This is a genomic window from Lysinibacillus sp. FSL K6-1151, assembly GCF_038630755.1.
Classification (GTDB): Bacteria; Bacillota; Bacilli; order Bacillales_A; family Planococcaceae; genus Lysinibacillus; species Lysinibacillus fusiformis_D.
On record NZ_CP152040.1, the window covers coordinates 4,480,439 to 4,505,562 of the forward strand.

A 25,124-nucleotide genomic window follows, 5' to 3' on the forward strand; every position below is an offset into this window, starting at 1 on the left:
AGATAATTAGGAACAGTATAACGGAATTGGAAAATATGCGTCAATCTATCATTTCAATCCTCGTCGCCATTTTTCAAAAGCAAGTGCAACATCTGGCTTTAATTCTATACGAGAAGGCGGCTTGCTTTCTTGTTTGCGCCTCACGTCATGTGAAATTTTATGTTGGATAATGCTTGTATCAATTTCTAGCTCTCTAGCCGATTTCCTTAGAGCACCATTACCAAAGATAACGCTTTGCTCTGCCATATCGGACGTTGCTACATGTATCTGTACATTTCTAGCCTTTAGTTCACGCGTCATTTTTTCTATTCGTTCATCTGCCGTTTCATTTTTACGGGTATAAATGACTTCTACACCATTTTCTATATAAGATTGCTCAACTCCTGGTACAAGATGTGCGTCAAAAACAATAATTACGCGCCAGTCCATAGCCGCTTTATATTCAGCCATAACTTCTATCAGCTTTCTGCGCGCATCCTCAAAATTTGTATCACGCAATGGCCGCAGCTCTTTCCAAGATCCAATCATATTATAGCCATCAACAAGCAAAATGTTTTTCATTGTTACTCATTCGCTTCTTGACGTTTACGATACACTTCATACATTAAAAGCGCTGCAGCAACTGATGCGTTTAATGATGTAACATGCCCAACCATTGGTAAGTGATATAAAAAATCGCATTTTTCTTTTAATAAACGACCCATTCCCTTGCCCTCACTGCCAATAATGATGGCTAACGGTAATGTGGCATCCATTTTTCGATAATCCACCGAGCCCTTCGCATCTGTACCAGCGATCCATACACCTCGTTCTTTTAGTTCATCAACCGTTTGAGCAAGATTGTTCACACGTACAACTGGAACATGTTCAATAGCACCTGTGGATGCTTTTGCCACTACAGCTGTTAAACTAACAGATCGACGCTTTGGAATAATAATACCATGTGCTCCGATAGCATCAGCCGTTCGCATAATAGACCCTAGATTATGAGGATCCTCTAGCTCGTCTAAAATTAGGAAAAAAGGATCTTCCTGTTTATTGGCTGCAGCTGCAAATAAATCCTCAAGTTCAGCATACTTATAAGCGGCAACAGATGCAACAATTCCTTGATGATTAGCACTCGATAATTGATCGACTTTCTTTTTTGGGACAAACTGAACTATTACACCACGTTCTCGGGCTAAATCTAGCAATTCATTCACACCAGATTTTTTGACACCTTCTGCAATCCATACTTTATTCATATCGCGGCCTGAACGAAGTGCTTCTAACACTGGGTTTTTACCGGCAATAATTTCACCATTCTGTTCTGCCATTATTTAGACACTCCCTTTGATTCCTCGATTATTTGAATAGCATATGCAATGATTTCATACACGCGTTCTAGTTCATTTAATAAATATAAACTACCAAGCACTGCCTCAAAGCCTGAGCTATTACGATAGGTTTGGACATCTGTATTTTTTGGTACAGAGCCGGATTTGGCATTGCGTCCACGACGGAACACAGCCAATTCCTCCTCTGTTAAATAATTTTCATCCATCATGCGATGAACGATCATAGATTGCGCTTTTGCTGAAACATAACGAGTTGCCTCTCGATGCAGCGTATTCGGCTTAACACGGCCAGAACGTAGCAAATGCTCACGTATTTTTTGTTCTAATACGGCATCCCCCATATAGGCTAATGCCAGCGCATTTAATTGCTTAACATCTTCATTGCGAAGTTTATCCAACTTTATTACCCTCGTTTCCATCTAGTTCCTTGTCGTGTATCTTCTAAAATGATACCCTGGGCTTGCAAATGGTCACGGATCTCATCAGAACGAGCAAAATCACGGTTTTTACGTGCCTCTACGCGCTCTTGTAGCAATGCTTCAATTTCTTCGTCTAATAGCTCTTCTTCTTTTACAAATTCAATACCTAAGACGTCGCCTACTACTTCAAAAGTTTCCATAAATGTTTCTAAAACTTTTTTGCAAGTATTTGCTTCATTTAAGTAAATATTAGCAATACGTGCTACCTCGAATAATACTGAAATAGCGTTTGCAGTATTAAAGTCATCATCCATTGCCTCTTCAAACTGTGCTTTTTGTTCAGCAATTTTGCTCAGCCATTCTTCCGAGTGATCACCTAAGCTTGCTGTAGTTGTAAGACGATGCTTCACATTATTGTAAGCTGTACGAATGCGTTCTAAGCCCGTTGCAGCAGCTTCTACTAAATCTTTAGCAAAGTTAATTGGGTGACGATAATGAACCGATAGCATAAAGAAACGTAGTATCTGTGGATTAATTTGTTTACGAATATCATTAACAAGAATGAAATTGCCAAGAGATTTAGACATCTTTTCATTATCGATATTAATATACCCGTTATGCATCCAATAACGTGCAAATGTTTTATCGTTATGTGCTTCTGATTGAGCAATTTCATTTTCATGGTGAGGGAAAGTTAAATCTTGCCCACCAGCATGAATATCAATAGTATCTCCTAAATGCTCACGAGCCATTACAGAACATTCAATATGCCAGCCTGGACGACCATCTCCCCATGGACTTTCCCAGAAGATCTCACCCGGCTTCGCAGCTTTCCATAAAGCAAAATCTAATGCATCATCTTTTTTCTCGCCTGCTTCAATACGAGCACCGATTTTTAAATCGTCTACTGATTGATGCGATAATTTACCATAGCCATCAAACTTACGTGTGCGATAATACACATCCCCAGCAGATTCATAAGCATAGCCTTTATCAATTAATACTTGAATAAATTGAATGATATCGTCCATATGCTCTGTTACACGTGGATGAACATCCGCTTTTTTGCACCCTAGTGCTGTAACATCCTCGAAGTACGCAGCAATAAAGCGCTCTGTTAATTCATGCACTTCTTCGCCTAACTCATTTGCTGCCTTAATGATTTTATCGTCTACATCCGTAAAATTGGATACGAATTTTACATCATAGCCTTTATATTGAAAATAACGGCGAACTGTATCATACACAATGACAGGACGTGAATTTCCAATATGGATATAGTTATAAACAGTCGGACCGCAGACATACATTTTAACTTTTCCTTCTTCTAGCGGTACGAAGGTTTCCTTTTGTCTTGTTAATGAGTTAAATATTTGAATACTCATTGTGTTTCTCTCTCCTTTTGTAAGCGTTCGATTTCCTGCTGCAATTCAGTGATTTGCTTCTCGAAAACTTGACAACGTTCTTCCACAGGATCAGGTATATTTTGATGATCTAGTTTTTTCTCTAGACGAACTCCATCCTTAATTACTATTTTACCAGGAATACCGACAACTGTAGCGTTTGGCGGTACTTCTTTTAAAACAACTGATCCCGCACCAATTTTACTATTCTCACCAATTGTGATAGAGCCTAATACTTTCGCGCCCGTTGCAACAAGCACATTGTCCTCTAACGTAGGGTGTCGTTTTCCTTTTTCTTTCCCTGTACCACCTAATGTTACACCTTGATACAAAGTAACATTATTACCAATTTCACATGTTTCACCAATGACAACACCCATACCATGGTCTATAAAGAAACGACGACCAATTTTTGCACCTGGGTGAATTTCAATCCCCGTAAAGAAACGGCTAATTTGCGAAATGGCACGAGCTATAAAATAAAAACGTCTTTTAAAGAACCAATGCGCCACTCGATGCGCCCATGTCGCATGCAAACCAGAATAGGTTAACACCACTTCAAATACACTACGCGCTGCTGGATCATTCTCAAAAATTGTTTCCACATCTTCCTTCATTCTTTTAAACACAAAAACTCCCCCTTTTCATGTTGGTCTTGCTCAAATCCTTTGAAATCCTACACACTAAAACGATAGCAATTGCCAATTTCCTTCAGATTCCCTGCGTAGATGATGTGGTATTGACGCCTCCTTGTAAATTAGTGAAGCCTGCATCATTGCCTTTTTCTAAAAAATAAAAAGCGCCCCTATCATCCCCAAAAGGGAATGACAGAGACGCTTAAAATGCGTGGTTCCACTCTGTTTGAAGGCAAAGATGCCTTCCACTCTGGACGTTCTTTAACGGGAACGACTCGATAAAGCCTACTATAGTTCAGCTCTATGCTCAAAGGTGCATTTCAGTTTTGCCTGGGCTCAGACCACTTTCAGCCGGTGATGGTCCTCTCTTAAGAGCATGCGCCACTTACTTCTCCTTATCAACGCTTTTTCAATGTAAATACATTTTACAACGAAAGAATGGATTGTCAATAAATTTCTCTTTATTGGGCAAATTTTTCTACGCGGTCAATTGTTTTCTCTTTACCAATTAAACAAATCGCATTTGGTAACTCTGGTCCATGCGTTTCACCTGTTGTTACAACACGAATTGGCATAAATAGATTTTTACCTTTATGACCTGTTGCTTTTTGCACAGCTTTAATAGCAGCTTTTACTGCATCTGGTGTAAATTCTTCTAATTGCTCAAGCTCTGCTTTAAATGCTGCCATTACTTCAGGCACTTGCTCTCCCGCTAAAACCTCTTTTGCTTCTTCATCATATTCAATATGGTCGTTAAAGAATAGGCTAGATAACTCCACAATCTCTGCCCCAAAGCTCATTTGATCGTGATAAAGTGCGATTAAATCCGTCGCCCATGCATATTGCTCTGCCGTAAGTTCTTCAGGTAATAGCTCTGCTTTTTGCAAGTGTGGTAAAGACAATGCTACGACTTCCTCTAAAGATAGTTTTTTAATATATTGATTATTCATCCATGTCAGCTTTTGCTTATCGAACATAGATGGTGATTTAGAAAGACGTTTTTCATCAAAGATTTTAATAAACTCTTCTTTAGAGAAGATCTCTTCTTCCCCTTCTGGAGACCATCCAAGTAGCGCAAAGAAGTTGAACATTGCTTCAGGAAGATATCCTAAATCTTTATATTGCGTGATAAATTGAATAATTGATTCATCACGTTTAGATAGCTTTTTACGATTTTCATTAATAATTAATGTCATATGACCGAAGCGTGGATATTCCCAGCCAAATGCATCAAAAATCATCATTTGCTTTGGCGTATTCGATAAATGCTCTTCTCCACGGAAAACATGCGAGATTTCCATAAAGTGATCGTCTAGCACAACCGCATAGTTATATGTTGGAATACCATTTGCTTTTACAAGTACCCAATCACCAATGTCTTTAGATTCAAATGTAACTGGTCCACGAACTAAATCTTCAAACTCATAAGTTACATTTTCAGGAACACGCATACGGATTGTATATGGCTCGCCCGCTGCTTCTTTAGCTGCGACTTCCTCTGCTGATAAGTGACGACATGTCCCATCATAAGTAGGAGCCGCTACACCCCTTGCTTTTTGTTCTTCACGTGATGCTTCAAGCTTTTCTGATGAACAGAAACATTTGTAAGCAACACCTTGTTCTAATAATTTCTCAGCGTGCTCTTTGTAAATATCAAGACGTTCCATTTGACGATAAGGCGCATAAGGTCCACCAATATCAATGGACTCATCATATTCAATACCTAACCATTTTAGGTTATCTAGCTGAGATGCTTCTCCGCCCTCTACATTACGTTCAATATCCGTATCTTCAATACGTACAATGAATTTACCGTTATGATGTTTTGCATATAAATAATTGAATAATGCTGTACGCGCTCCACCGATATGTAAAAAACCTGTTGGAGATGGCGCGTATCGAACGCGAACTTCTTTCGTCATATTAAAAGCCTCCTAAATTTTCGATCAAAAAATTGACTTTGTTCATTTTACCACTCTGTTACAGGAAATAAAAGCGGAGTTAATCCGCATTTATTTCTTCATCAATAGAATTGTGGCCATAGCCGCTATACCTTCCTCACGACCTGTAAAACCTAAACGTTCAGTTGTCGTTGCCTTTACATTGACTTGAGACGGCTCTGCATGGAGCAATTCAGCGATGCGATTTTGCATCTGTCCAATATAAGGCGCCATCTTGGGGCGCTGTGCCATAATTGTACAATCTACATTCCCTAGCACATAGCCTTTGTCCTCAACAATTTTCCAAATATACGCTAATAGTTTTGCTGAATCAGCGTCTTTAAAGGCTGGGTCCGTATCTGGAAAATGACGACCGATATCTCCTTCTCCAATTGCCCCTAGAGCTGCATCCGTAACCGTGTGTAAAAGAACATCTGCATCAGAATGCCCTACTAGCCCTTTTTCATGTGGAATCGTAATACCACCAATAATTAATGGACGACCTTCTTCAAATGCATGTACATCAAAACCTTGTCCAATTCGAAACATATGATAGAGAGACTACTTTAGCAAAACATGTGGATCAAACCAGCTCTTTGCCTGCTGTAAGCGCAGTCTCATTCACCTTCTTTCACTTTTATATTCACTCACTATTATACCCTCACATTTTAACATATTTCCTAGGAAATTGAGCTGATAGCAAATAGTGAGCATTTTCCCTCACTTACATCTCAGCATAAGCCTGCGTCTGGCTCTATAAACATTGGCTAAATCAAGATAAAATCCCATTAGCAACAATTGCCAATGAGATTTTTAGATTACTATTCGTTTATTTGCAATGCTCGTTTTCGTAAAATAGCTTCACCAAATATTAAATCTTCCTGTGTCGTCATTTTGACATTTTCATAGCTACTTTCTACAATATGCACTGCATGACCTAAGCGTTCAACTAGCATAGCTTCATCTGTACCAAGAAAGCCCACCTTCTCAGCAACATCCTCTGCCTCCACAATTAAATCAAATTGGAAGGCTTGTGGCGTTTGAATCATCCATAAGCTATCACGATCAACTGTTTCTTCGATAATACCATTACGAACCTTTTTCATTGTATCCTTCGCTCGAACCCCTGCAATAGCTGCCCCAAACTCATGAGCACTTTGTACAAGGCTAGCGATAATACCATGTGTAATAAAAGGCCGAGCTGCATCGTGGACAAGCACAATATCTACCTGCTGCATCTCTTTCATACATGAATGGACTGAATGCTGTCGCTCAGCACCGCCATCAGGTAAGCCCTTCACTTTTGTAATCTCAAATTGCTCTAGCAATTCTTGAATATAAGTACGTTCTTCTGGTTTTACAGCCAGCCAAATACCAGTGCAAAAAGGATCTTGTTGAAACACTTCTAGCGTGTGGATCAGAATAGGCTTCTCTAAAAGTTTTAAAAACAATTTATTTTGTCCCGCACCCATGCGTTTTCCGCTTCCTGCCGCAGGTAGTACTACTTCATATTGCATTTTTCCACATCCTAATCGTCCTTCGGCTTGGCAAATATCATTCGACCCGCTGATGTTTGCAGCACACTCGTTACTGTCACAGTAATGGCCTGTCCGATATAACTACGGCCACCTTCAACAACAATCATTGTTCCATCATCTAAATAGGCAACCCCTTGATTATGCTCTTTACCATCCTTGATGACCACAACCTGCATATCTTCACCTGGGATTACAACAGGCTTCACCGCATTCGCTAAATCATTAATATTTAATACTTTCACATGATGGAGCTCACAGACTTTATTCAAGTTAAAATCATTTGTGACAATCTGTGTGTCATTCCCCATTTTCTTTGCAAGACGTACAAGCTTTAAATCCACCTCTTGTACATCCTCAAAATCTTCATCCGTAATTTCCACTTTGGTCTTACGTTCATCTTGTAATTTTCTTAAAATATCTAATCCACGACGTCCTCTTGTACGTTTTAACGTATCGGAAGAATCGGCAATATGCTGCAGCTCTGTAAGGACAAATTGAGGTACGACTAAGACTCCTTCTATGAAGCCAGTTCCAGAAATATCAGCAATACGACCATCAATAATAACGCTCGTATCTAACAGCTTATAACTCCCACGTATTTCTTGAATTTCAGCACCTTCAGCAGCCTTTTTCTTTGTATTATTACTACGTAAAGTAAAAAGCTGTATTAATTCATCTCTTTTTCTAAAACCTAAACGGAACCCTAAATAACCTAATACAAATGACAGAATAATAGGGAGTACTTCTGTAATTACAGGGAATTGCACACTATCGATGGCGAAGCCTAAAAAATAAGCTACAATCAGTCCCATGATTAAACCAAGCGTACCAAAAAATAAATCACCGATAGGCACCTTAAACAGGACCTCTTCCATCCAGCTAATGAGCTTCACAAAATAATCGGAAAATGCAAAAGACAGTGTAAATAGTAAAAGCGCGCCTAATGCTACTGATACGTAAGGATTATCTAGCCAAGGATTAGATGATAAATGAAGCAATTCGTATAATGGCGGTAAGAAAACAAGGCCCAATGCTCCTCCAATCAGTAAAAAGGCAATTTGAACAAATTTTTTCACAAGCTGTCACCTCCTATTGTTAGTTAAGATTATACATAGTTTACTGTAGAAAATCCTTCATGAGCTCATCAAATTATCATTATTTTTGATGTTCATTCACAGGGACAAATCATTTAGACATCATTCTTTCCAACCTCTATCTTACTGTGTTTTCGATGACACTCTTGCATGACTTTATCCTGCTATTATCTAGGACGCCTATCCCCTTACTTGAGTTTCCGATTTTAACGTTAAAAATGACGGAAAATGCATGTCAGAATGGTATCCAACATGCACAATTTCCCTTTACAACTCTCTAAAGCATGCATTTAATGCATCTTTGATCGTTTCTACTCCAACTATTTCTATTCCCTGTGGAAAATCCCAACCACCAATATTGGAGGCAGGTATGAAAGCTCTTTTAAACCCAAGCTTTGCCGCTTCAATAACACGCTGTTCAATCCGCGATACTCGACGTACCTCACCTGTCAGCCCTACTTCACCAATAAAGCAGTCCGTTGCTCGCACAGCTTGATCTTTAAAGCTTGAGACAATACTTGTCAACACCGCTAAATCAATTGCTGGCTCATCCAATTTGACACCACCAGCCACTTTAATATATGCGTCCTGAGCTTGTAGCATGAGGCCCATCCGTTTTTCTAGCACTGCCATTAGCAATTGCACTCGGTTTTGATCGACACCAGTTGCCATACGTTTAGGGTAATTAAAGCTTGTAGGTGTTACTAAAGATTGAATTTCAACAAGGATGGGTCTTGTCCCCTCCATGGATGCAACAATAGTGGATCCCGCTGCTCCTTGTGACCGCTCCTGCAAAAATAATTCAGAAGGATTCAGCACTTCCTTTAATCCCCCTTGAAGCATTTCAAATATCGCAATTTCATTGGTAGAGCCGAAGCGGTTTTTTTGGCTGCGTAGAATACGATGATTATGATGTCTTTCTCCTTCAAAATATAACACTGTATCAACCATATGCTCTAAAATACGAGGTCCGGCAATTTGCCCCTCTTTTGTTACATGCCCGACCAAGAAAATAGCAATGCCTTTTGTCTTGGCGATTCGCATCAGTTCTGCCGTACATTCACGAACTTGCGATACACTACCTGGTGCACTTGTTACTTCTGGATGAAAGACGGTTTGTATGGAATCGACAATGACAAATTTCGGTTGTACTTCATCAATGGTTTGGTTTAAAAATTCGAGATTCGTCTCGGAATATATGTAAAGCTCTTGAGAAACCACTCCTAGACGCTCTGCTCGTAATTTTGTTTGACGAATGGACTCCTCTCCAGAAATATAAAGCACACGATGCCCTTTATTCGAAAGTAATGCTGAAACTTGTAGTAATAGTGTAGATTTCCCAATCCCCGGATCTCCCCCGATTAATACGAGCGAACCGGGTACAATACCACCGCCCAATACGCGATTCAGTTCGCCCATTTCCGTCGCTACACGGGATTCTTCAGTCGCTTCGACCTGAATAATTGGGAGAGCCTTTTGGGTAACTGTAGCAGAATGCTGGAATGCTCCTCGTGGTCCCTTTGCGACCATCTCAACTTCTTCCACCATCTTATTCCATTCTCCACACCCTGGACATCTTCCCATCCATTTTGCAGTTTCATAGCCACAGCCTGAACATACAAACTTTGTTTTTTTCTTTGCCAAATTGCTTTCACCTCGAATATTTGTTCTTATCATTAATTGTACAGAAAAAAAGACAGCTTGGCACTTAAAGCCTCGCTGTCTTTGCATAAAATTATTTAGAGATGGATACTCCCTCTTTTTTCTTTACAATAAACTCACCGTCTACATAATCAATGATTACCTGATTACCCTTCTCTACATTACCTTTCAGCAATTCTTCTGATAATCGATCCTCTACTTGTTTTTGTAATGCACGGCGTAACGGACGAGCACCATATTGAGGGTCATAGCCTTCCTCAGCAATTTTCTCAAGTGCTGCATCAGTTAGCTCCAACGAAATATCTTGCTCTTTTAAGCGTTTTGTTAGTGCATTGCCCATCATTGCAATGATTTCTTTTAAATGCTCTTTATCTAATGCGTGGAAGACAATCATTTCATCGATACGGTTTAAGAACTCTGGACGGAATGCCTTTTTCAATTCTTCTAGCATCGTACCCTTCATATCTTTATGCTTAGATTCTGCTCCACCTACATTGAAACCAAGGCTCTTTTGATATTTTAAAGCATCGGCACCAACGTTTGAAGTCATAATGACTACTGTATTACGGAAGTCTACTACACGGCCCTTAGAATCTGTTAAACGGCCATCTTCAAGAACTTGCAGTAGAATATTGAAAACATCTGGATGTGCTTTTTCAATTTCATCTAATAATACAACCGAGTATGGTTTACGGCGAACCTTTTCAGTCAATTGACCACCATCATCAAAGCCCACATAGCCTGGAGGTGAACCTACTAAACGAGAAGTCGAATGCTTCTCCATGTACTCAGACATATCGACACGAATCATCGCATCTTCATCGCCAAACATCACTTCAGCAAGTGCTCTTGCCAACTCTGTTTTACCAACACCTGTAGGTCCTAAGAAAATGAATGAGCCGATTGGTCGTTTTGGATCTTTTAAGCCTGCTCTTGCACGACGGATCGCACGAGAAATCGCTTCTACCGCTTCTCCTTGCCCTACTACACGTTTGTGTAACTCTTCTTCAAGTTGTAATAACTTCGAAGATTCCTCGGAAGCAATTTTAGCTACTGGGATTCCTGTCCACATTGATACAACTGCTGCAACATCATCCACAGTCACTTTAGATTCCGCTTTGCCTTGCTCTTCTTTCCAATTTTTTCGTGTAGCTTCAATTTCATCTTTCAGCTTTTGCTCTGTATCTCTTAGAGAGGCTGCCTTTTCAAATTCTTGGCCTGATACGGCTGCATTTTTTTCAGAGCGCACATTTTCAAGTTTATCTTCAAGTGCCTTTAAGTTTGGTGGCACTGCAAATGAACGTAAGCGGACTTTAGAACCTGCCTCGTCGATTAAGTCAATTGCTTTATCTGGTAAGAATCGGTCTGAAATATATCTGTCACTCATTTTAGCCGCTGCTTCAATCGCTTCATCTGTAATTTTTACACGGTGATGCGCTTCATAACGGTCACGTAAGCCTTGAATAATTAGAATCGCTTCTTCCACTGTTGGTTCATCCACTTGGATTGGTTGGAAGCGACGCTCTAATGCTGCATCCTTTTCAATATATTTGCGGTACTCGTCTAATGTTGTTGCACCAATACATTGAAGCTCACCGCGTGCTAAAGATGGTTTTAAAATATTGGAGGCATCAATTGCACCTTCTGCACCACCTGCACCGATTAATGTATGCAATTCATCAATGAATAAAATGATGTTGCCAGCTTGGCGAATTTCATCCATCACCTTTTTCAAACGATCTTCAAATTCACCACGATATTTAGTACCTGCAACAACCGTCCCCATATCTAAAGTCATGACACGTTTGTCACGTAGGATTTCCGGTACTTCATTATGGATAATTTGCTGTGCTAACCCTTCAGCAATTGCTGTTTTACCAACACCTGGCTCACCAATCAATACAGGGTTATTTTTCGTACGACGCGATAACACTTCAATCACACGTGTAATTTCCTTGCTTCGACCAATAACAGGGTCCAATGTGCCTTCACGTGCAATTTGTGTTAAATCACGCGCTAGGCTATCTAAAGTTGGGGTATTGGCAGCTTGAGCTGCTTGTTGCCCAGATTGTGCATTATCGTTGTTACCTAATAGCAATAATACTTGCTGACGTGCTTTATTTAAGCCGACACCCGCATTGTTTAAGACGCGAGCTGCCACGCCTTCACCTTCACGAATAAGCGCTAATAATAAGTGCTCTGTGCCGATATACGAGTGACCTAATTTACGTGATTCATCCACAGATAGTTCAATTACTTTCTTAGCTCTTGGCGTATAGTGAACAATTGGGCCGACATCTTCTTTACCTTTACCAACTAATTCCTCAATACCAGCTTCAATCATTTGAGGACTAATATCAATGGCTTCTAACGCTTTCGCAGCAATACCGCCGCCTTCACGTATAAGCCCTAATAGAATGTGCTCTGTTCCAATAGATTCGTGCTTCCAACGAATAGCCTCTTCCTGAGCAAGCTGTAATACTTTTTGCGCGCGTTGTGTAAAACGATTAAACATCATATAAATCCTCTCCTTTTTCCCCATTTATAGGCTTATTCGCATATTCTTGAGATAATGCCTCACGGAGCATTTCCGCTCGGACACGATCCCGTTCAGCAGGGGGCAGTGCCTCACCTGCATAGTGCTGTAAAAAACCTGGTTGCATACTAACAACACATTCATTTAAGGTTGTTGCTTGAATCCCATCAATTAACTGTAGATCTACTCCTAAACGAACATTAGATAGACAGGTAGCGGCTTCCTCACTTGTTAGAATTCTCGCATGTGTAAGGGTACCTAAAGCCCGATATACTCTATCTTCTAGAGCAAGCTCTGCCTTTTCCATCAACTTCCCTCTTGCGTGTCGCTCTTTTTGGATAATCTTTTCAGCGACACTTTGTATGTCTGCTAAAATGTCTTCTTCTGTCTTCCCAAGTGTAATTTGATTCGACACTTGATAAACATTTCCTAAATTTTCGCTGCCTTCCCCATATATACCTCTTACAGTCATTCCTAAGCGAGTCATGGCATTAATAATTTGATTCATTTGCCCGGTTAATGTCAGTGCGGGTAGATGCATCATGACCGATGCGCGAAGACCCGTGCCAATATTCGTCGGACAACTTGTTAAATAGCCAAAAGTATCTCGAAAGGCATACGGTAATACTTTCTCTAGGATACGATCAATTTTATTTGCTTGTTCATAGGCACTTTGAAGTTGAAAGCTTGCTGTCATACATTGAATGCGTAAATGATCCTCTTCATTCACCATAATGCTAACGGATTCATCTTCAGAAAGAAGTATGGAGCCTACTTGCTCTTTTTTAGCAAGCTGTGGACTAATCAAATGCTTTTCTACAAGAATTTGACGCTGTAGAGGCGTTAAATCCTTAATAGCAAAATAAGCATAATCATTTTGAAGCGTTGGGCTATCACTTAGTGCATGTGTAACTGCCTGTTCCACCTGCAGTGCCTCATTCTCTGAGAAAGCTAATGGAAATCGATAGCCATCTAAATTTCGAGCAAGGCGAATACGTGTACTAATGACAATATCTGAATAATCATCCTTGATATGCATCCACGTTGGGGTCGCACGCTCTAAAAATGAATCAATCATCATGACACATCACCACCTTCAAATTGTAGATGCTTCTCTAGCTCTTTAACTTCATCACGGAGCTTCGCCGCCTCCTCAAATTGTTCTTCTGCTACAGCGGCCTTCATACGCTTGCGGATATCCTCTATTTGCTTTTTAATGACATACACATTACTGCGAGCACCAGGCATTTTACCAATGTGTTGAGGGCCTGCCTGTATGCGATTAAAGAGCTTAGGCAAATGCTCACTAAAGGTGTCATAACAGCTCGGGCATCCAAATTTACCTTCTTTTAAAAATTGTTTATACGAAAATCCACATTGTGGGCATGTTTGCTGTTGTGGTTGAACTTGTTGTTTTTCCCCCACCTTTTGCCATGTAGGCGAGCCGAACCAGTTCGACAATAGCTGTTGAATAGACACTGGCTCTTGTTTAAACTCTGCATGAAATGGATGGAACTGTGAGGCGCAGACGTCACAATAATGGTGCTCCACCTTTTGCCCATTTTGAACTTGTGTTACTGTAACTGTCGCATTACGTTGTTTACAATGTTCGCATATCATTTCCATCACCTCACTATTTTTGCTGTTCATATTTGATTGTTGTCAGCATTGCTCGCAAGATCTTTGCTCGAATAGTATCTCTTAAAGGGAGATGTAAATCGATTGTGGAGCGATCAATTGCTGCTAACATTAATTTCGCTTCTCGTTTTGAAATTACCTGCTCATCGATGAGCCGATATACTAAATCTTCTGCCATCGTTTGAGATGCTCCACCTTCTATTTGTCTGAGAACATCGTCGATTAAATCAATCTGTGAATGCGCGCGGACACGTAAAATTCGTATGTACCCACCACCACCACGTTTGCTCTCAACAAGGTAACCTCGCTCGGCAGTAAATCTTGTATTAATTACATAATTTATTTGTGATGGCACACATTGAAATTTATCAGCAATCTCACTCCGTTTAATTTCAATATGCCCTTCTCCACCTAATTCAAGTACTTGCTTTAAGTAACCTTCTATGATGTCTGATATATTACGCATTTTAGGAATACACCTCGCTTGCTTCACTGACTTTGACTATCTTTGACTTTCTTTTAGTATATTATACAAAACGCTTCAAAAAAATTGCAATGATTTCGCCCATAGAAAAGTGAAAAGTCTTAAAATGCCTATTTTAGTACGAAAAACAGCACTTTTTCACTTAAAACTGCGCGGGTTATAATTTGCTCATATACCTAATGTACCCTTATTAGTCATAGAAAAAACGCAAGCATATGCAACTAGCATATACTTGCGTCTATGAAAATTATACCCAACGACCAACAATTGGATAACGCCAAGGCTCATCAGACAATGCTTTTACGATACCGATAATTGGTACAACAAATAACATGATGCCGAAAATGATTAAAAACGGTAACCCAATAAGAACAAAACTTAAAACAACTGAGATAGCGATTAAAATACCCATAACAATTTGGAAGAGCAATGCTTGAATAGAAATCGCCTTCACTTCCTCATCCGAACTAATTAAGAAGAAAATAATAGGTACTAACCATGGCGCAAAAAATGCACTTGCGTGTATGATTACTTTAGACCATTTAGTCTCCATATATATCAACCCTTTCTTTGTACTTTGTCTATGTTTTATGTACTACTATTTACGGAACTATACCCGTAATAGTTTCACATTAAATAAGATTTATTAAATTTTTTTTGGAAGGCTGTGATGAGAGATGGAATTTAACAACACATTAGCAAACGAATATGAAAAGGGTATTCGTCGTACATTGCCAAGCTATGATGCCATGCTACGTTTAATACAAACCTTTTATCATTCTACACTCCCAGATAAAGCTGATATGTTAATTGTGGGTGCAGGAAGCGGCAATGAAATTTTACAGCTTGCAGATGGAAGGCCCGACTGGTCATTCACAGGTATTGATCCATCAGAGTCCATGCTCAGCATAGCAAAGGAACGTCTACACACTCTACCCAATACGCTGTCTTTCCACCAAGGAACAATACTAGGTACTCAATTACCCTCCATAAAATACGATGCAGCAAGTTGTGTTCTCGTTCTGCATTTTATTCTGGGTTATGAAGAAAAGCTATCTACATTAGAAGAAATCGCAAGACATTTAAAGCCTGGAGCACCGTTTGTCCTTGTCTCGAAATATGGTCAGCCCGGCTCTTTAGAAACTGAACTACAATTTGATTTATGGCGTTCCTATTGGCTACAACATACAAAGCTTTCTGCATCTGATGTAGCAGAGATGGAAAAATCCATTCGCTCCCTTCCGTTTATGCGTGAAGAGGATATTTTAACACTGCTACAAAAGGCGGGCTTTACAAAACCTTCTAGATTTTTTGCCACTACTTTATTTGCTGGTTGGGTATGCTTTAAAGAGGGGCACTAAATAAATATTTTGTAGTAAATAATTTGAGGTGAAAACCGTGATAAGCACCATTGGTATTACAAAACAACAACAATTACTAAAAGATTTTCCATTGGAAGTTATACATCAGCAAGAATTTGAATGGTATTGGGTTGATTTTAATTGCCCTACAGCCGAAGAAGAATCATTATTAGATACATTTTTCCATTTCCATCCGCTTGCTATTGAAGATTGCTTAATGCGATTACAGCGCCCAAAGCTCGATTTCTATGATGATTTTCATTTCTTTGTTATTCATCGAGTAAATGAAGAGAACCTTGCTGCAGAAGAGGTTAATATTTTTGCCTCCAATAAATTTATTGTGACGTTCCATAAAAACCCTGTTCCTGAAATAGATAAGGTACAAAAGATACTAGCAAGCCAACCAAAGAATTGGGAACGGGGAACGGTTTATTTAACATATCAAACAATTGATAAAATCGTGGATAGCTATTTCCCTCTTGTTTATAAAATTGAAGATCATCTTAATGCACTTGAAGGCGAACTTACATACCAAAGCAACGTAAATGCCATGAAGATTGTCTTCGAATTCCGTAGTGACTTACTTGACCTAAGACGCACTATTTTACCGATGCGAGATCTTTTATATCGAATTCTTAATTCTTACCGTTTTTCTTTAAACAAATCAGAAAGAGCTTATTTCGGAGATATTTATGACCATCTCATTAAACTAACTGAAATGGTTGAATCCAATCGAGAATTGACAGCGGATATGCGCGATAGCTATATGGCTATGAGCTCAAGTCGCATGAACGGCATTATGATGACTTTAACCATTGTATCAACTATCTTTATTCCCCTTACTTTTATTGCTGGTGTATATGGCATGAACTTTGATAACATGCCTGAGCTTCATGGCCATTACAGCTATTTTATTGTACTAGGCTCCATGATTATTATTGCGATCTTTATGCTAGCCATCTTTAAACATAAAGGCTGGTTTAAATTATTTAAACCATAAAAAAAGCTGCTCGTTTTGTCATGAAACGAGCAGTCTCCTTTTTCAAGAAGTTAATAGGGTCCCCTATCATCAATTTTATTATCACCTTGCTGCGGAAATAAAAAGTATGCTAGTACGCCTGATCCCAAAGTTGCACAGATTGTAATTAATAATCGCTCAACAGAGGGTACCTCAGCATAATAGTTTCGTAACATATAAACAGAGCCAATTGCGACAATAACCATGACTGGGATGACAAATTTAAAACGCTTTTTCTCCATATAATACCTCCTCTACTCCCTTTTTACGTACAGTCTCTATCTTGCTAAACAGTTCGTATTTTACAGGTTTCCTATTTTAAATTCAAATTTACTTCGCTTCACTAATTGAACTGACAATAAAGTAAAAAAATAAAGAAATAACCAAATTTTTAACCAAATATTCAGCAAATAATAGTAAAATAGATTTAATACCAATTATTTATCAAATTTACAAACCTAACAAATTTCAAAAGGCTTTTTTACTTACAATTTATTATGGATATTAGGAATGGAGCAAATAATAATGAGTTGGTTTTCCAAAAACAGTAGTGCTAACTATTCAATTACATTAACACCTGAAAATTTTAAGAATGATGTTCGACTAGATGTATCGAACTACCCGAATCTTCAAAAACAATTGCAACTTTTAAATTTAACAGTAGACGATTTAGCAATCATTAAACAACTACAACCGCTTGCAAAGGATCTCATCCCTGCAATGGTGGAGCAATTTTATGCTGCCATTAGTTTGAGCCAAGATCTAATCGATATTATTAATAGAACATCACATATTGACCGTTTGAAAATTACATTACATAAACATTTAAGTGATATTTTTGAGAGTCATATAAATGATGCCTACATTGCCGAAAGAAAGGCAATTGCCGAGACTCACGTGCGAATTGGTTTACAATCCAAATGGTATATTGCCTCATTCCAATCACTCACTTCTACATTCACAAATTTTGTGAGCGAAGTGGACATCTCAAAACAAGATGCCATTCGTGCCATAAATGCTTTTTGTAAAATCATTAATTTCGAGCAACAGCTTGTGATCGAGGCCTATGAAAATGAAGAAGAACGCATTCGCTCAGTGGCTGATGCAACAAAAAACTCTCTTGTTACAACCATTCAAAGTACAGCAGAGGAGCTCAACTCTATTAGTGAAGAAACAGCAGCATCACTATTGGTTATTTCCTCACAGACAGATGATATTGCTGTGGCGACAAAGCAAGGATTAAGCTTCGTAGCAGATACCCAAGAAAAATCAAGACGTGGTCAACTGCAGCTTAAAGAACAAAATGATTTAATCCAAGTCATTTTACAAAGTGTCAACAGTCTGGAGGTAACGATGAATCAGCTACGTACCTCTTCTCAGAAAATTTCTGAGATTGTTGGACTTGTTACAGGTATTGCTGATCAAACCAATTTATTAGCCTTAAATGCTTCCATCGAGGCTGCTCGAGCTGGAGAACATGGGAAAGGTTTCGCGGTGGTGGCTGAGGAAGTACGCAAGCTTGCTGAGGAAACAAAAAATGCCGTACAAAATGTTTCACACCTCATTAAAGAAACAGAAAGCAATATTACAACGATGGCCAATTCCGTTCTTAATGTGGATCAAAAAATTCAGCACAGTGTCAATACACAAGAGAATTTATCCAAGTCATTTAATGATATTGCCGATGCTGTTTCTGGCATTCAACAGCAATATGTCAACACATCAAGAGATATTTCAGCCATCTCTAATCTAATTACTGAATTATCACAGGGAGCTACGCTCGTTTCTTCTTCTTCTGACTCTCTTATTAATGTAGTTAATGAACTAAATATGTAAAATGAAAGGGAAATTCACTTTTAAAAGCGAATTTCCCTTTCTCCTTAATGTGGTAATGCACGTTTTTGCTTACGGTGCTCTCGTCTTGCTGGCCCTGTTTCAAACAAACGTTTTTCTTCATCTGTTTCAGGATAAATCGCAGGAACTGGTACTGGTTTCCCTTCCTCATTTACTGCAACCATCGTAACAAAGGATTCTGTCGTTAATTTTTCCTCGCCAGTCTCAATATTACGAGAAACAACACGAACGTAAACTTCCATAGAAGAACGTCCTGTAGACGAAACAATACTCTCGATTTCAAGAATATCCCCTACATGTGCAGCCGATAAAAAATCAACCGAATCAATAGATGCTGTAACTACGAGTCCCTTCGCATGTTTCATTGCTGTAATAGCAGCGATTTCATCAATATAAGCTAACACTCTTCCACCGAAAATAGAATTGTGATTATTTGTGTCTGGGGGTAATACGAGACGCGATTGAACCGTACGTGATTGGCTCATTGGTACAGCGTTGTTTGGCATAATACTTGCAACTTCCCTTCATGTAATGTTCTTTCGTCATCGTATCGCAGAAGAAGAGCTGATGCAAATTTAGAATGATTTTTTCATCGAAATAAATTTCATATCGCTCATTTCCTCAATGGCCCACTTAATTCCTTCTCGTCCATAACCACTCATCTTCACACCACCATATGGCATGTTATCTACCCTGAATGTCGGAATATCATTAATAATGACAGCACCAGCCTGTAATTCGTCTGCTGCATATAAGGCATCTGACAATATATTCGTGTAAATACCCGCATTTAGACCAAGGTCCGACTCGTTCACAAGTCGAATCGCGTCGTCTAATGTTTCATATGAAACAATTGAGACGATTGGTGCGAATGTTTCCTGACAGACAATTTTCATGTCAGCTGTTACATTCGTCATAACTGTTGGTGTTAGAGTACGTTCTGTAAATTCGCCACCTGTTGCAATAACTGCCCCTTGTTCTTGCGCTTCCTCAACCCACGCTCGGATACGTTCTACCTCATTTGGATTAATCATGGCACTGACATCTGTCTTTGTATCTAACGGGTCTCCTACTATAAGTTTTTTCGTTTCTTCAACGAATGCTTCAGTAAATTCATCAATGATGGACGAATGCACATAAATACGTTGTAACGAAATACATACTTGTCCAGCAAAGTTGAAAGCACCGCTTACGCAACGACTAACAATTTTATGAATTGGCGTCGATGGTTCGACAATTACGGCTGCATTAGAACCTAGTTCTAACGTTATTTTACGCAAACCGACCTTTTCTTTAATGCTCAAACCAACTTTACTACTGCCTGTAAAGGTTACTTTTTTGACGTATGGATGCGTAACAAGTGTATCACTAAGCTCGCCACCACTTCCTGTTACGATCTGCAACGCGCCATCAGGTAATCCTGCTTCACGAAAAATTTCAGCCATCACAATAGCACTTAACGGCGTTTGTGTTGCTGGCTTTAATACAACCGTATTACCTACTGCAAATGCTGGGCCTAATTTATGTGCCACTAAATTGAACGGAAAATTAAACGGCGTAATGGCTGAGATTACACCTAATGGTTCTCGTTTTGTCCAGCCTATACGATCTCCAGCTCCAGGTGCTGCATCCATCGGAACAGTCTCACCCTTAGACTGTTTAGCTCCCTCTGCCGCAAATTGATAGGTTGCGATTGTACGGTCAATTTCGGCTAATCCTGCTACTATAGGCTTCCCTGCCTCTAATGCTAAAATTTCAGCAAATTCTTCTTTACGTTGTCGCATAATCTCAACAACTTTATATAATATTTCGGCACGTTCGTAGGCTGTAGTCTTTTTAAACGATTGGAATGCCTGCTGTGCACCTTCGATAGCTCTCTCTACATCTTGTATCGATGCTTTTGCTACCTGAGCAATAACCTCACCACTATACGGAGATGTTAGCTCATAGCTTTCCTTAGCATCTTGCCACTGACCATTCATCCATAGTTTTGTTTCCTTCATCCTTCAAATGCACCTCCAAATAATCAAGTTCTCCTTTATTCTATCATGAAGAACTTGAACTTGATGCAATAGCAGCTGCACTAACCGCAGCTATCATCGCTGCTTGCTGTGCTTGGATTAATAATTCAATGGAAGACATAATGGTCATGGACAAAGAATTTTGCACCTTCGCCATATCATAAATAGCGATTTGTACAGCCATAAAGAGAACAAATTCACGGTGCCATTTTAATAATTTCAAGTCCTTTAATTCTTGATATAAATCAATAATATCTTGAAGCTGTGCTTTAGTAAGACTTAGTATGGCTAAAAAGCCGAGTAAAGGATAATGCATAGCCTTGACCTTTACATTTTGCTTTTTGAGTGTATCACGGAGTGCCACAACATTTGGTGCTAGATTAACATCAAATTGTGGGGATAAAAATGTTAATACCTGTGATAGCCACTGTAGTTCATTACCAGCATTAAAATTATATGTTCGTAATTCTTTATAATATTGATTCATTGTTTCCGCCCGTAGCTCAACATCATCAGATGGACTACTCAATAACACTGCATAAGGAATGTCCTCATAAGATGTTAAAAATGGATGATGTTTACGAATAGCATCGAATAAAGTTCTAGCTGCCTGTGCATGTGCTTTTTTATTTTGTTCATCCTCAGTCAAAAACTGTGCTCCGATATAGCTGAAATTGCCGCTTCTAAATTTGGCTTCCTTCAAGATACTCACGTTTGTAAGTAAATTCTCGACTGCCTTTTCAGTATCTTCTTGCTCCAATAAATTGGCGGCAATACTATACCCAACTGTTGTTCGTAAAGGGGACATCCACGAGGATTGCTTCTTCATCTCTTGCAGAACATTTTTATATCTTATTGCATCAAAAGTTTTTCCTGACGCTACAAATTTACTAGCAATCGCTAAAACAATTTTACGATCGACTGTCCAACCAGCAGCCTTTGATACATCCTCAACTGTATTTGTAAGTTCATTTTCAATCAGCGCGTAATCCATATTTAGCACACTCCTTTACCCATTTTACGTTACAATCTGTGCGAAAGATTCAATCCTCTTTGTAACAATTAACATAAAAAGTAAACTTAATTTAATGTATGTTACTTCATTTATCTGATTTAATAGGAAATATTAACAACTATAAAAGGAGGTCTTGAGGATGATAGCAAAAACCACAAGAAAACTATTATTTACCGTCACCTTAAAGGATCGATTAAATTTATTCCTATTTTTAAGAAATTCATCAACTAATATCGCTTTACATACTCTATTCCACAAAAATTAATATAAAAAACAGCGGCAAATTTTTCTGCCGCTGTACTATCCTTCATTTAAATTAACCCTAGTTCTCGTAACTCCTCAGATGTGAAGGCTCTTGACCTTGTTAGGAAACGTTTTCCCTCTACGCCCTCTAATGAGAACATGCCTCCTCTGCCCGCAACAACATCCAATATGATTTGTGTATGCTTCCAGTAATCATATTGATTTTTGTGCATGTAGAAAGGCGCACCACCAATCTCTCCAAGGCACACATCCTGATCTCCTAATAGCAAATCACCTTCTGGATAGCACATTGGCGAGGAGCCATCACAGCATCCGCCGGACTGATGAAACATCACAGGTCCATGTTTATCTTTTAATAGATTGATTAGTGCCAGCGCTTCTTCTGTAGCTAGTACACGTTCAACCACGCTCATGCACCTCCCTACAAATTAGAAGAAACCAAGTTTGTTTTCGCTGTAGCTAACTAATAGGTTTTTCGTTTGTTGGTAATGTGCTAACATCATTTTGTGATTTTCACGACCAACACCTGACATTTTATAGCCGCCAAATGCAGCATGTGCCGGATAAGCATGGTAACAGTTTGTCCAAACACGACCTGCTTGAATTTCACGACCGAAGCGATAAGCTGTATTAATATCTCTCGTCCAAACGCCAGAACCTAAGCCATATAATGTATCATTAGCAATTTCTAGTGCTTCCTCTTTTGTTTTAAACGTTGTTACAGCAACAACTGGTCCGAAAATTTCCTCTTGGAAAATACGCATTTTATTATTTCCCTTGAAGACTGTCGGTTTAATGTAGTAGCCATTTTCGAAGCCCTCGCCTACATTATTTTTCTCGCCACCAATTAGGCATTGTGCACCCTCTTGCTTACCAATATCTAAATAAGAAAGAATTTTTTCCATTTGCTCACTTGAAGCCTGCGCACCCATCATTGTGTTTGGATCAAGCGGATTGCCCACTTTAATGGCTTCTACACGCTGTAGTACACGCTCCATAAATTTATCGTATATAGATTCCTGGATCAGTGCACGTGAAGGACATGTACATACTTCTCCTTGATTGAGAGCAAATAGTACGAAGCCCTCTACTGCTTTATCTAAAAAGGCATCATCTTTATCCATAATATCTTCAAAGAAGATATTTGGTGATTTACCGCCCAATTCTAATGTAACGGGAATAAGATTTTGAGATGCATATTGCATAATTAAACGACCTGTCGTCGTCTCACCTGTAAAGGCAATTTTACCAATGCGAGGATTGGATGCAAGCGGTTTCCCTGCTTCTAAGCCAAATCCATTCACAACATTAATAACTCCTGGTGGTAATAAATCTTCTATTAATTCCACAAGCACCATAATAGATGCTGGTGTTTGCTCTGCAGGTTTTAATACGACACAGTTCCCAGCTGCAAGTGCTGGTGCGAGCTTCCATACTGCCATTAATAGTGGGAAGTTCCAAGGGATGATTTGACCCACTACACCAATCGGCTCATGGAAGTGATAAGCAACTGTATCGTTATCAATTTGGCTAACGGAACCTTCTTGAGCACGTAAGACTCCAGCAAAATAACGGAAATGATCAATTGCAAGAGGGATATCTGCATTTAATGTTTCGCGCACCGCTTTACCGTTATCCCATGTTTCAGCAACGGCTAGCTTTTCTAGATTTTCCTCAATACGGTCCGCAATTTTAAGTAAAATGTTTGCACGTTCTGTTGGTGATGTTTTGCCCCATGCATCTTTAGCAGCATGTGCTGCATCGAGTGCATGTTCAATATCCTCAGCTGTGGAACGTGCTACTTGTGTAAAAACTTGTCCAGTAACAGGAGTGACGTTATCAAAGTATTGACCTTTCACTGGGGGTGTCCATTCGCCACCAATATAATTATCATATTTCTGTTTGAATTGAACTACCGATCCTTCAGTGTTTGGAAATGCATAAACCATTTTACTTCTCCCCTTTACACAATTTAATGAGAACTATCTAGAAAAAACGTTATTTTATATCGGAATAACACTATTTTCATAGAAACCCTCTCAACTACTATATTGTCAGAAACATAAAATAATTTCAACTTTTTAAAAAACTTTTCTATTTAATTTATTTTTGCTAGAAAAGCTTCTAGAATTCACGGCATGTACACGTTAAGGTATACTTAAAAATAATATAAAATATAGGAGAACAATATGCGTATTAATAAATATTTAAGTGAAACAGGCATCATATCCCGTCGTGGTGCTGATAAATGGGTTGCTGAAGGAAAAGTAACCATTAATGGTCAGTTGGCGACTGTCGGTAGTCAGGTTGAAACGGGTGATATAGTTTGCGTTGATGGAAAAGAGGTAAAGAAAGAACAACAGCTTGTCTATATTGCTCTGAATAAACCTGTCGGCATTACAAGTACAACAGAGCGTCATATAAAAGGCAATGTCGTTGATTTCGTCAATCATCCCTTACGTATTTTTCATATCGGACGTCTCGATAAGGAATCAGAGGGATTATTGTTATTAACTAATGATGGCGATATCGTCAATAAAATTCTGCGTGCAGAAAACCATCATGAAAAAGAATACATCGTTCAAGTTGATCAGCCTATAACAGCGCAATTTATTAAAAAAATGGGAGCCGGTGTTGATATTCTAGATACAACAACCTTACCTTGTCGTGTAGAAAAGATTTCGGACAAAGTTTTTAAAATCATTTTAGAGCAAGGCTTAAATCGTCAAATCCGCCGAATGTGCTCAGCGCTAGGTTATTCCGTTAAGCGCCTACAGCGTATTCGTATTATGAATATTAAGCTTGGTAATTTAAAAGTGGGCCAATGGCGTGATTTAACAGATAAGGAACGAACAGAACTATTCAAACTACTCAACTACACACCTAAATAAGCACTTAAAGGAGG

Annotated in this window: 25 protein-coding genes and 1 other annotated feature; of the genes, 4 read left to right on the top strand and 21 right to left on the bottom strand. The window is 39.0% G+C overall.

The window, feature by feature from the left end; all coding sequences use genetic code 11:
- Positions 1-48: 48 nt before the first annotated feature.
- The 15 genes from MHI04_RS21805 to MHI04_RS21875 all read right to left on the bottom strand — a co-directional run bounded on the left by MHI04_RS21805 (position 49) and on the right by MHI04_RS21875 (position 15,239).
- Positions 49-561, bottom strand: coding sequence for an NYN domain-containing protein (locus MHI04_RS21805; protein WP_036123742.1), 513 nt, complete (start codon positions 559-561; stop codon positions 49-51).
- Between the two features lie 2 nt (positions 562-563).
- Positions 564-1,316: a 23S rRNA (guanosine(2251)-2'-O)-methyltransferase RlmB gene (gene rlmB / locus MHI04_RS21810; RefSeq protein WP_036123745.1), complete on the bottom strand. Its 753-nt coding sequence runs from the start codon at positions 1,314-1,316 to the stop codon at positions 564-566.
- Positions 1,316-1,735, bottom strand: a complete 420-nt coding sequence (locus MHI04_RS21815; protein WP_089933406.1) for a Mini-ribonuclease 3 — start codon at positions 1,733-1,735, stop codon at positions 1,316-1,318. Before MHI04_RS21815 ends, rlmB begins: the two co-directional genes overlap by 1 nt.
- 5 nt (positions 1,736-1,740) lie before the next feature.
- Positions 1,741-3,141: a cysteine--tRNA ligase gene (gene cysS, locus MHI04_RS21820; RefSeq protein WP_342504328.1), complete on the bottom strand. Its 1,401-nt coding sequence runs from the start codon at positions 3,139-3,141 to the stop codon at positions 1,741-1,743.
- Positions 3,138-3,788, bottom strand: a complete 651-nt coding sequence (gene epsC / locus MHI04_RS21825) for a serine O-acetyltransferase EpsC (RefSeq protein WP_036123753.1) — start codon at positions 3,786-3,788, stop codon at positions 3,138-3,140. Before epsC ends, cysS begins: the two co-directional genes overlap by 4 nt.
- A 197-nt stretch (positions 3,789-3,985) precedes the next feature.
- Positions 3,986-4,205 (bottom strand) — a binding site (T-box leader).
- 50 nt (positions 4,206-4,255) lie between these two features.
- Positions 4,256-5,716: a glutamate--tRNA ligase gene (gltX, locus tag MHI04_RS21830; protein ID WP_340812363.1), complete on the bottom strand. Its 1,461-nt coding sequence runs from the start codon at positions 5,714-5,716 to the stop codon at positions 4,256-4,258.
- A gap of 90 nt (positions 5,717-5,806) precedes the next feature.
- Positions 5,807-6,283, bottom strand: coding sequence for a 2-C-methyl-D-erythritol 2,4-cyclodiphosphate synthase (gene ispF / locus MHI04_RS21835; protein ID WP_089933398.1), 477 nt, complete (start codon positions 6,281-6,283; stop codon positions 5,807-5,809).
- A gap of 272 nt (positions 6,284-6,555) precedes the next feature.
- On the bottom strand, positions 6,556-7,251 hold the full coding sequence (ispD, locus tag MHI04_RS21840; RefSeq protein WP_271911893.1) for a 2-C-methyl-D-erythritol 4-phosphate cytidylyltransferase: 696 nt from the start codon (positions 7,249-7,251) through the stop codon (positions 6,556-6,558).
- A gap of 11 nt (positions 7,252-7,262) precedes the next feature.
- Entirely contained in the window at positions 7,263-8,348 is a 1,086-nt protein-coding gene (locus MHI04_RS21845) for a PIN/TRAM domain-containing protein (RefSeq protein ID WP_036123784.1), read from the bottom strand.
- A gap of 285 nt (positions 8,349-8,633) precedes the next feature.
- The gene (gene radA / locus MHI04_RS21850; RefSeq protein WP_036123854.1) at positions 8,634-10,010 is read right to left on the bottom strand and encodes a DNA repair protein RadA; all 1,377 of its coding nucleotides are present in this window, start codon (positions 10,008-10,010) and stop codon (positions 8,634-8,636) included.
- Between the two features lie 91 nt (positions 10,011-10,101).
- A complete protein-coding gene (locus MHI04_RS21855; protein ID WP_036123786.1) occupies positions 10,102-12,546 on the bottom strand; it encodes an ATP-dependent Clp protease ATP-binding subunit in 2,445 nt (814 codons plus the stop codon).
- The gene (locus tag MHI04_RS21860) at positions 12,536-13,645 is read right to left on the bottom strand and encodes a protein arginine kinase (RefSeq protein WP_036123789.1); all 1,110 of its coding nucleotides are present in this window, start codon (positions 13,643-13,645) and stop codon (positions 12,536-12,538) included. Before MHI04_RS21860 ends, MHI04_RS21855 begins: the two co-directional genes overlap by 11 nt.
- Positions 13,642-14,184, bottom strand: a complete 543-nt coding sequence (locus MHI04_RS21865; protein WP_036123855.1) for a UvrB/UvrC motif-containing protein — start codon at positions 14,182-14,184, stop codon at positions 13,642-13,644. The genes MHI04_RS21860 and MHI04_RS21865 overlap by 4 nt, the downstream gene beginning before the upstream one ends.
- A 13-nt stretch (positions 14,185-14,197) precedes the next feature.
- On the bottom strand, positions 14,198-14,668 hold the full coding sequence (locus MHI04_RS21870) for a CtsR family transcriptional regulator (protein ID WP_058845128.1): 471 nt from the start codon (positions 14,666-14,668) through the stop codon (positions 14,198-14,200).
- Positions 14,669-14,933: 265 nt separating this feature from the next.
- Entirely contained in the window at positions 14,934-15,239 is a 306-nt protein-coding gene (locus MHI04_RS21875; protein WP_036123796.1) for a DUF4870 domain-containing protein, read from the bottom strand.
- Positions 15,240-15,363: 124 nt separating this feature from the next.
- Here MHI04_RS21875 and MHI04_RS21880 point away from each other — a divergent pair, with 124 nt between their 5' ends.
- A complete protein-coding gene (locus MHI04_RS21880) occupies positions 15,364-16,047 on the top strand; it encodes a class I SAM-dependent methyltransferase (RefSeq protein WP_340809609.1) in 684 nt (227 codons plus the stop codon).
- Positions 16,048-16,084: 37 nt separating this feature from the next.
- Positions 16,085-17,047 (top strand): magnesium/cobalt transporter CorA, encoded by a 963-nt coding sequence (gene corA / locus MHI04_RS21885; protein WP_036123803.1) that lies wholly within the window; start codon positions 16,085-16,087, stop codon positions 17,045-17,047.
- Positions 17,048-17,097: 50 nt separating this feature from the next.
- On the opposite strand, the gene MHI04_RS21890 is transcribed toward corA, so the two are convergent.
- Entirely contained in the window at positions 17,098-17,307 is a 210-nt protein-coding gene (locus MHI04_RS21890) for a hypothetical protein (protein ID WP_036123806.1), read from the bottom strand.
- Positions 17,308-17,590: 283 nt separating this feature from the next.
- Here MHI04_RS21890 and MHI04_RS21895 point away from each other — a divergent pair, with 283 nt between their 5' ends.
- Complete coding sequence (locus MHI04_RS21895) at positions 17,591-18,901, top strand: globin-coupled sensor protein (protein ID WP_036123811.1); 1,311 nt, start codon at positions 17,591-17,593, stop codon at positions 18,899-18,901.
- Positions 18,902-18,945: 44 nt separating this feature from the next.
- Here MHI04_RS21895 and MHI04_RS21900 read toward each other — a convergent pair whose 3' ends face one another.
- From MHI04_RS21900 to adh, 5 genes are all read right to left on the bottom strand, one after another.
- On the bottom strand, positions 18,946-19,425 hold the full coding sequence (locus MHI04_RS21900; protein WP_016992152.1) for an acyl-CoA thioesterase: 480 nt from the start codon (positions 19,423-19,425) through the stop codon (positions 18,946-18,948).
- A 69-nt stretch (positions 19,426-19,494) separates the two neighbouring features.
- The gene (locus MHI04_RS21905) at positions 19,495-20,922 is read right to left on the bottom strand and encodes an aldehyde dehydrogenase family protein (protein WP_340809610.1); all 1,428 of its coding nucleotides are present in this window, start codon (positions 20,920-20,922) and stop codon (positions 19,495-19,497) included.
- A gap of 43 nt (positions 20,923-20,965) precedes the next feature.
- Positions 20,966-21,934: a DUF4003 family protein gene (locus tag MHI04_RS21910; RefSeq protein WP_340809611.1), complete on the bottom strand. Its 969-nt coding sequence runs from the start codon at positions 21,932-21,934 to the stop codon at positions 20,966-20,968.
- Positions 21,935-22,266: 332 nt separating this feature from the next.
- The gene (locus MHI04_RS21915) at positions 22,267-22,626 is read right to left on the bottom strand and encodes a DUF779 domain-containing protein (RefSeq protein WP_036123819.1); all 360 of its coding nucleotides are present in this window, start codon (positions 22,624-22,626) and stop codon (positions 22,267-22,269) included.
- Between the two features lie 21 nt (positions 22,627-22,647).
- Complete coding sequence (gene adh, locus MHI04_RS21920; RefSeq protein WP_036123825.1) at positions 22,648-24,168, bottom strand: aldehyde dehydrogenase; 1,521 nt, start codon at positions 24,166-24,168, stop codon at positions 22,648-22,650.
- Positions 24,169-24,408: 240 nt separating this feature from the next.
- Here adh and rluF point away from each other — a divergent pair, with 240 nt between their 5' ends.
- Complete coding sequence (gene rluF, locus MHI04_RS21925) at positions 24,409-25,110, top strand: 23S rRNA pseudouridine(2604) synthase RluF (protein WP_036123828.1); 702 nt, start codon at positions 24,409-24,411, stop codon at positions 25,108-25,110.
- The last annotated feature ends 14 nt before the right edge of the window (positions 25,111-25,124 follow it).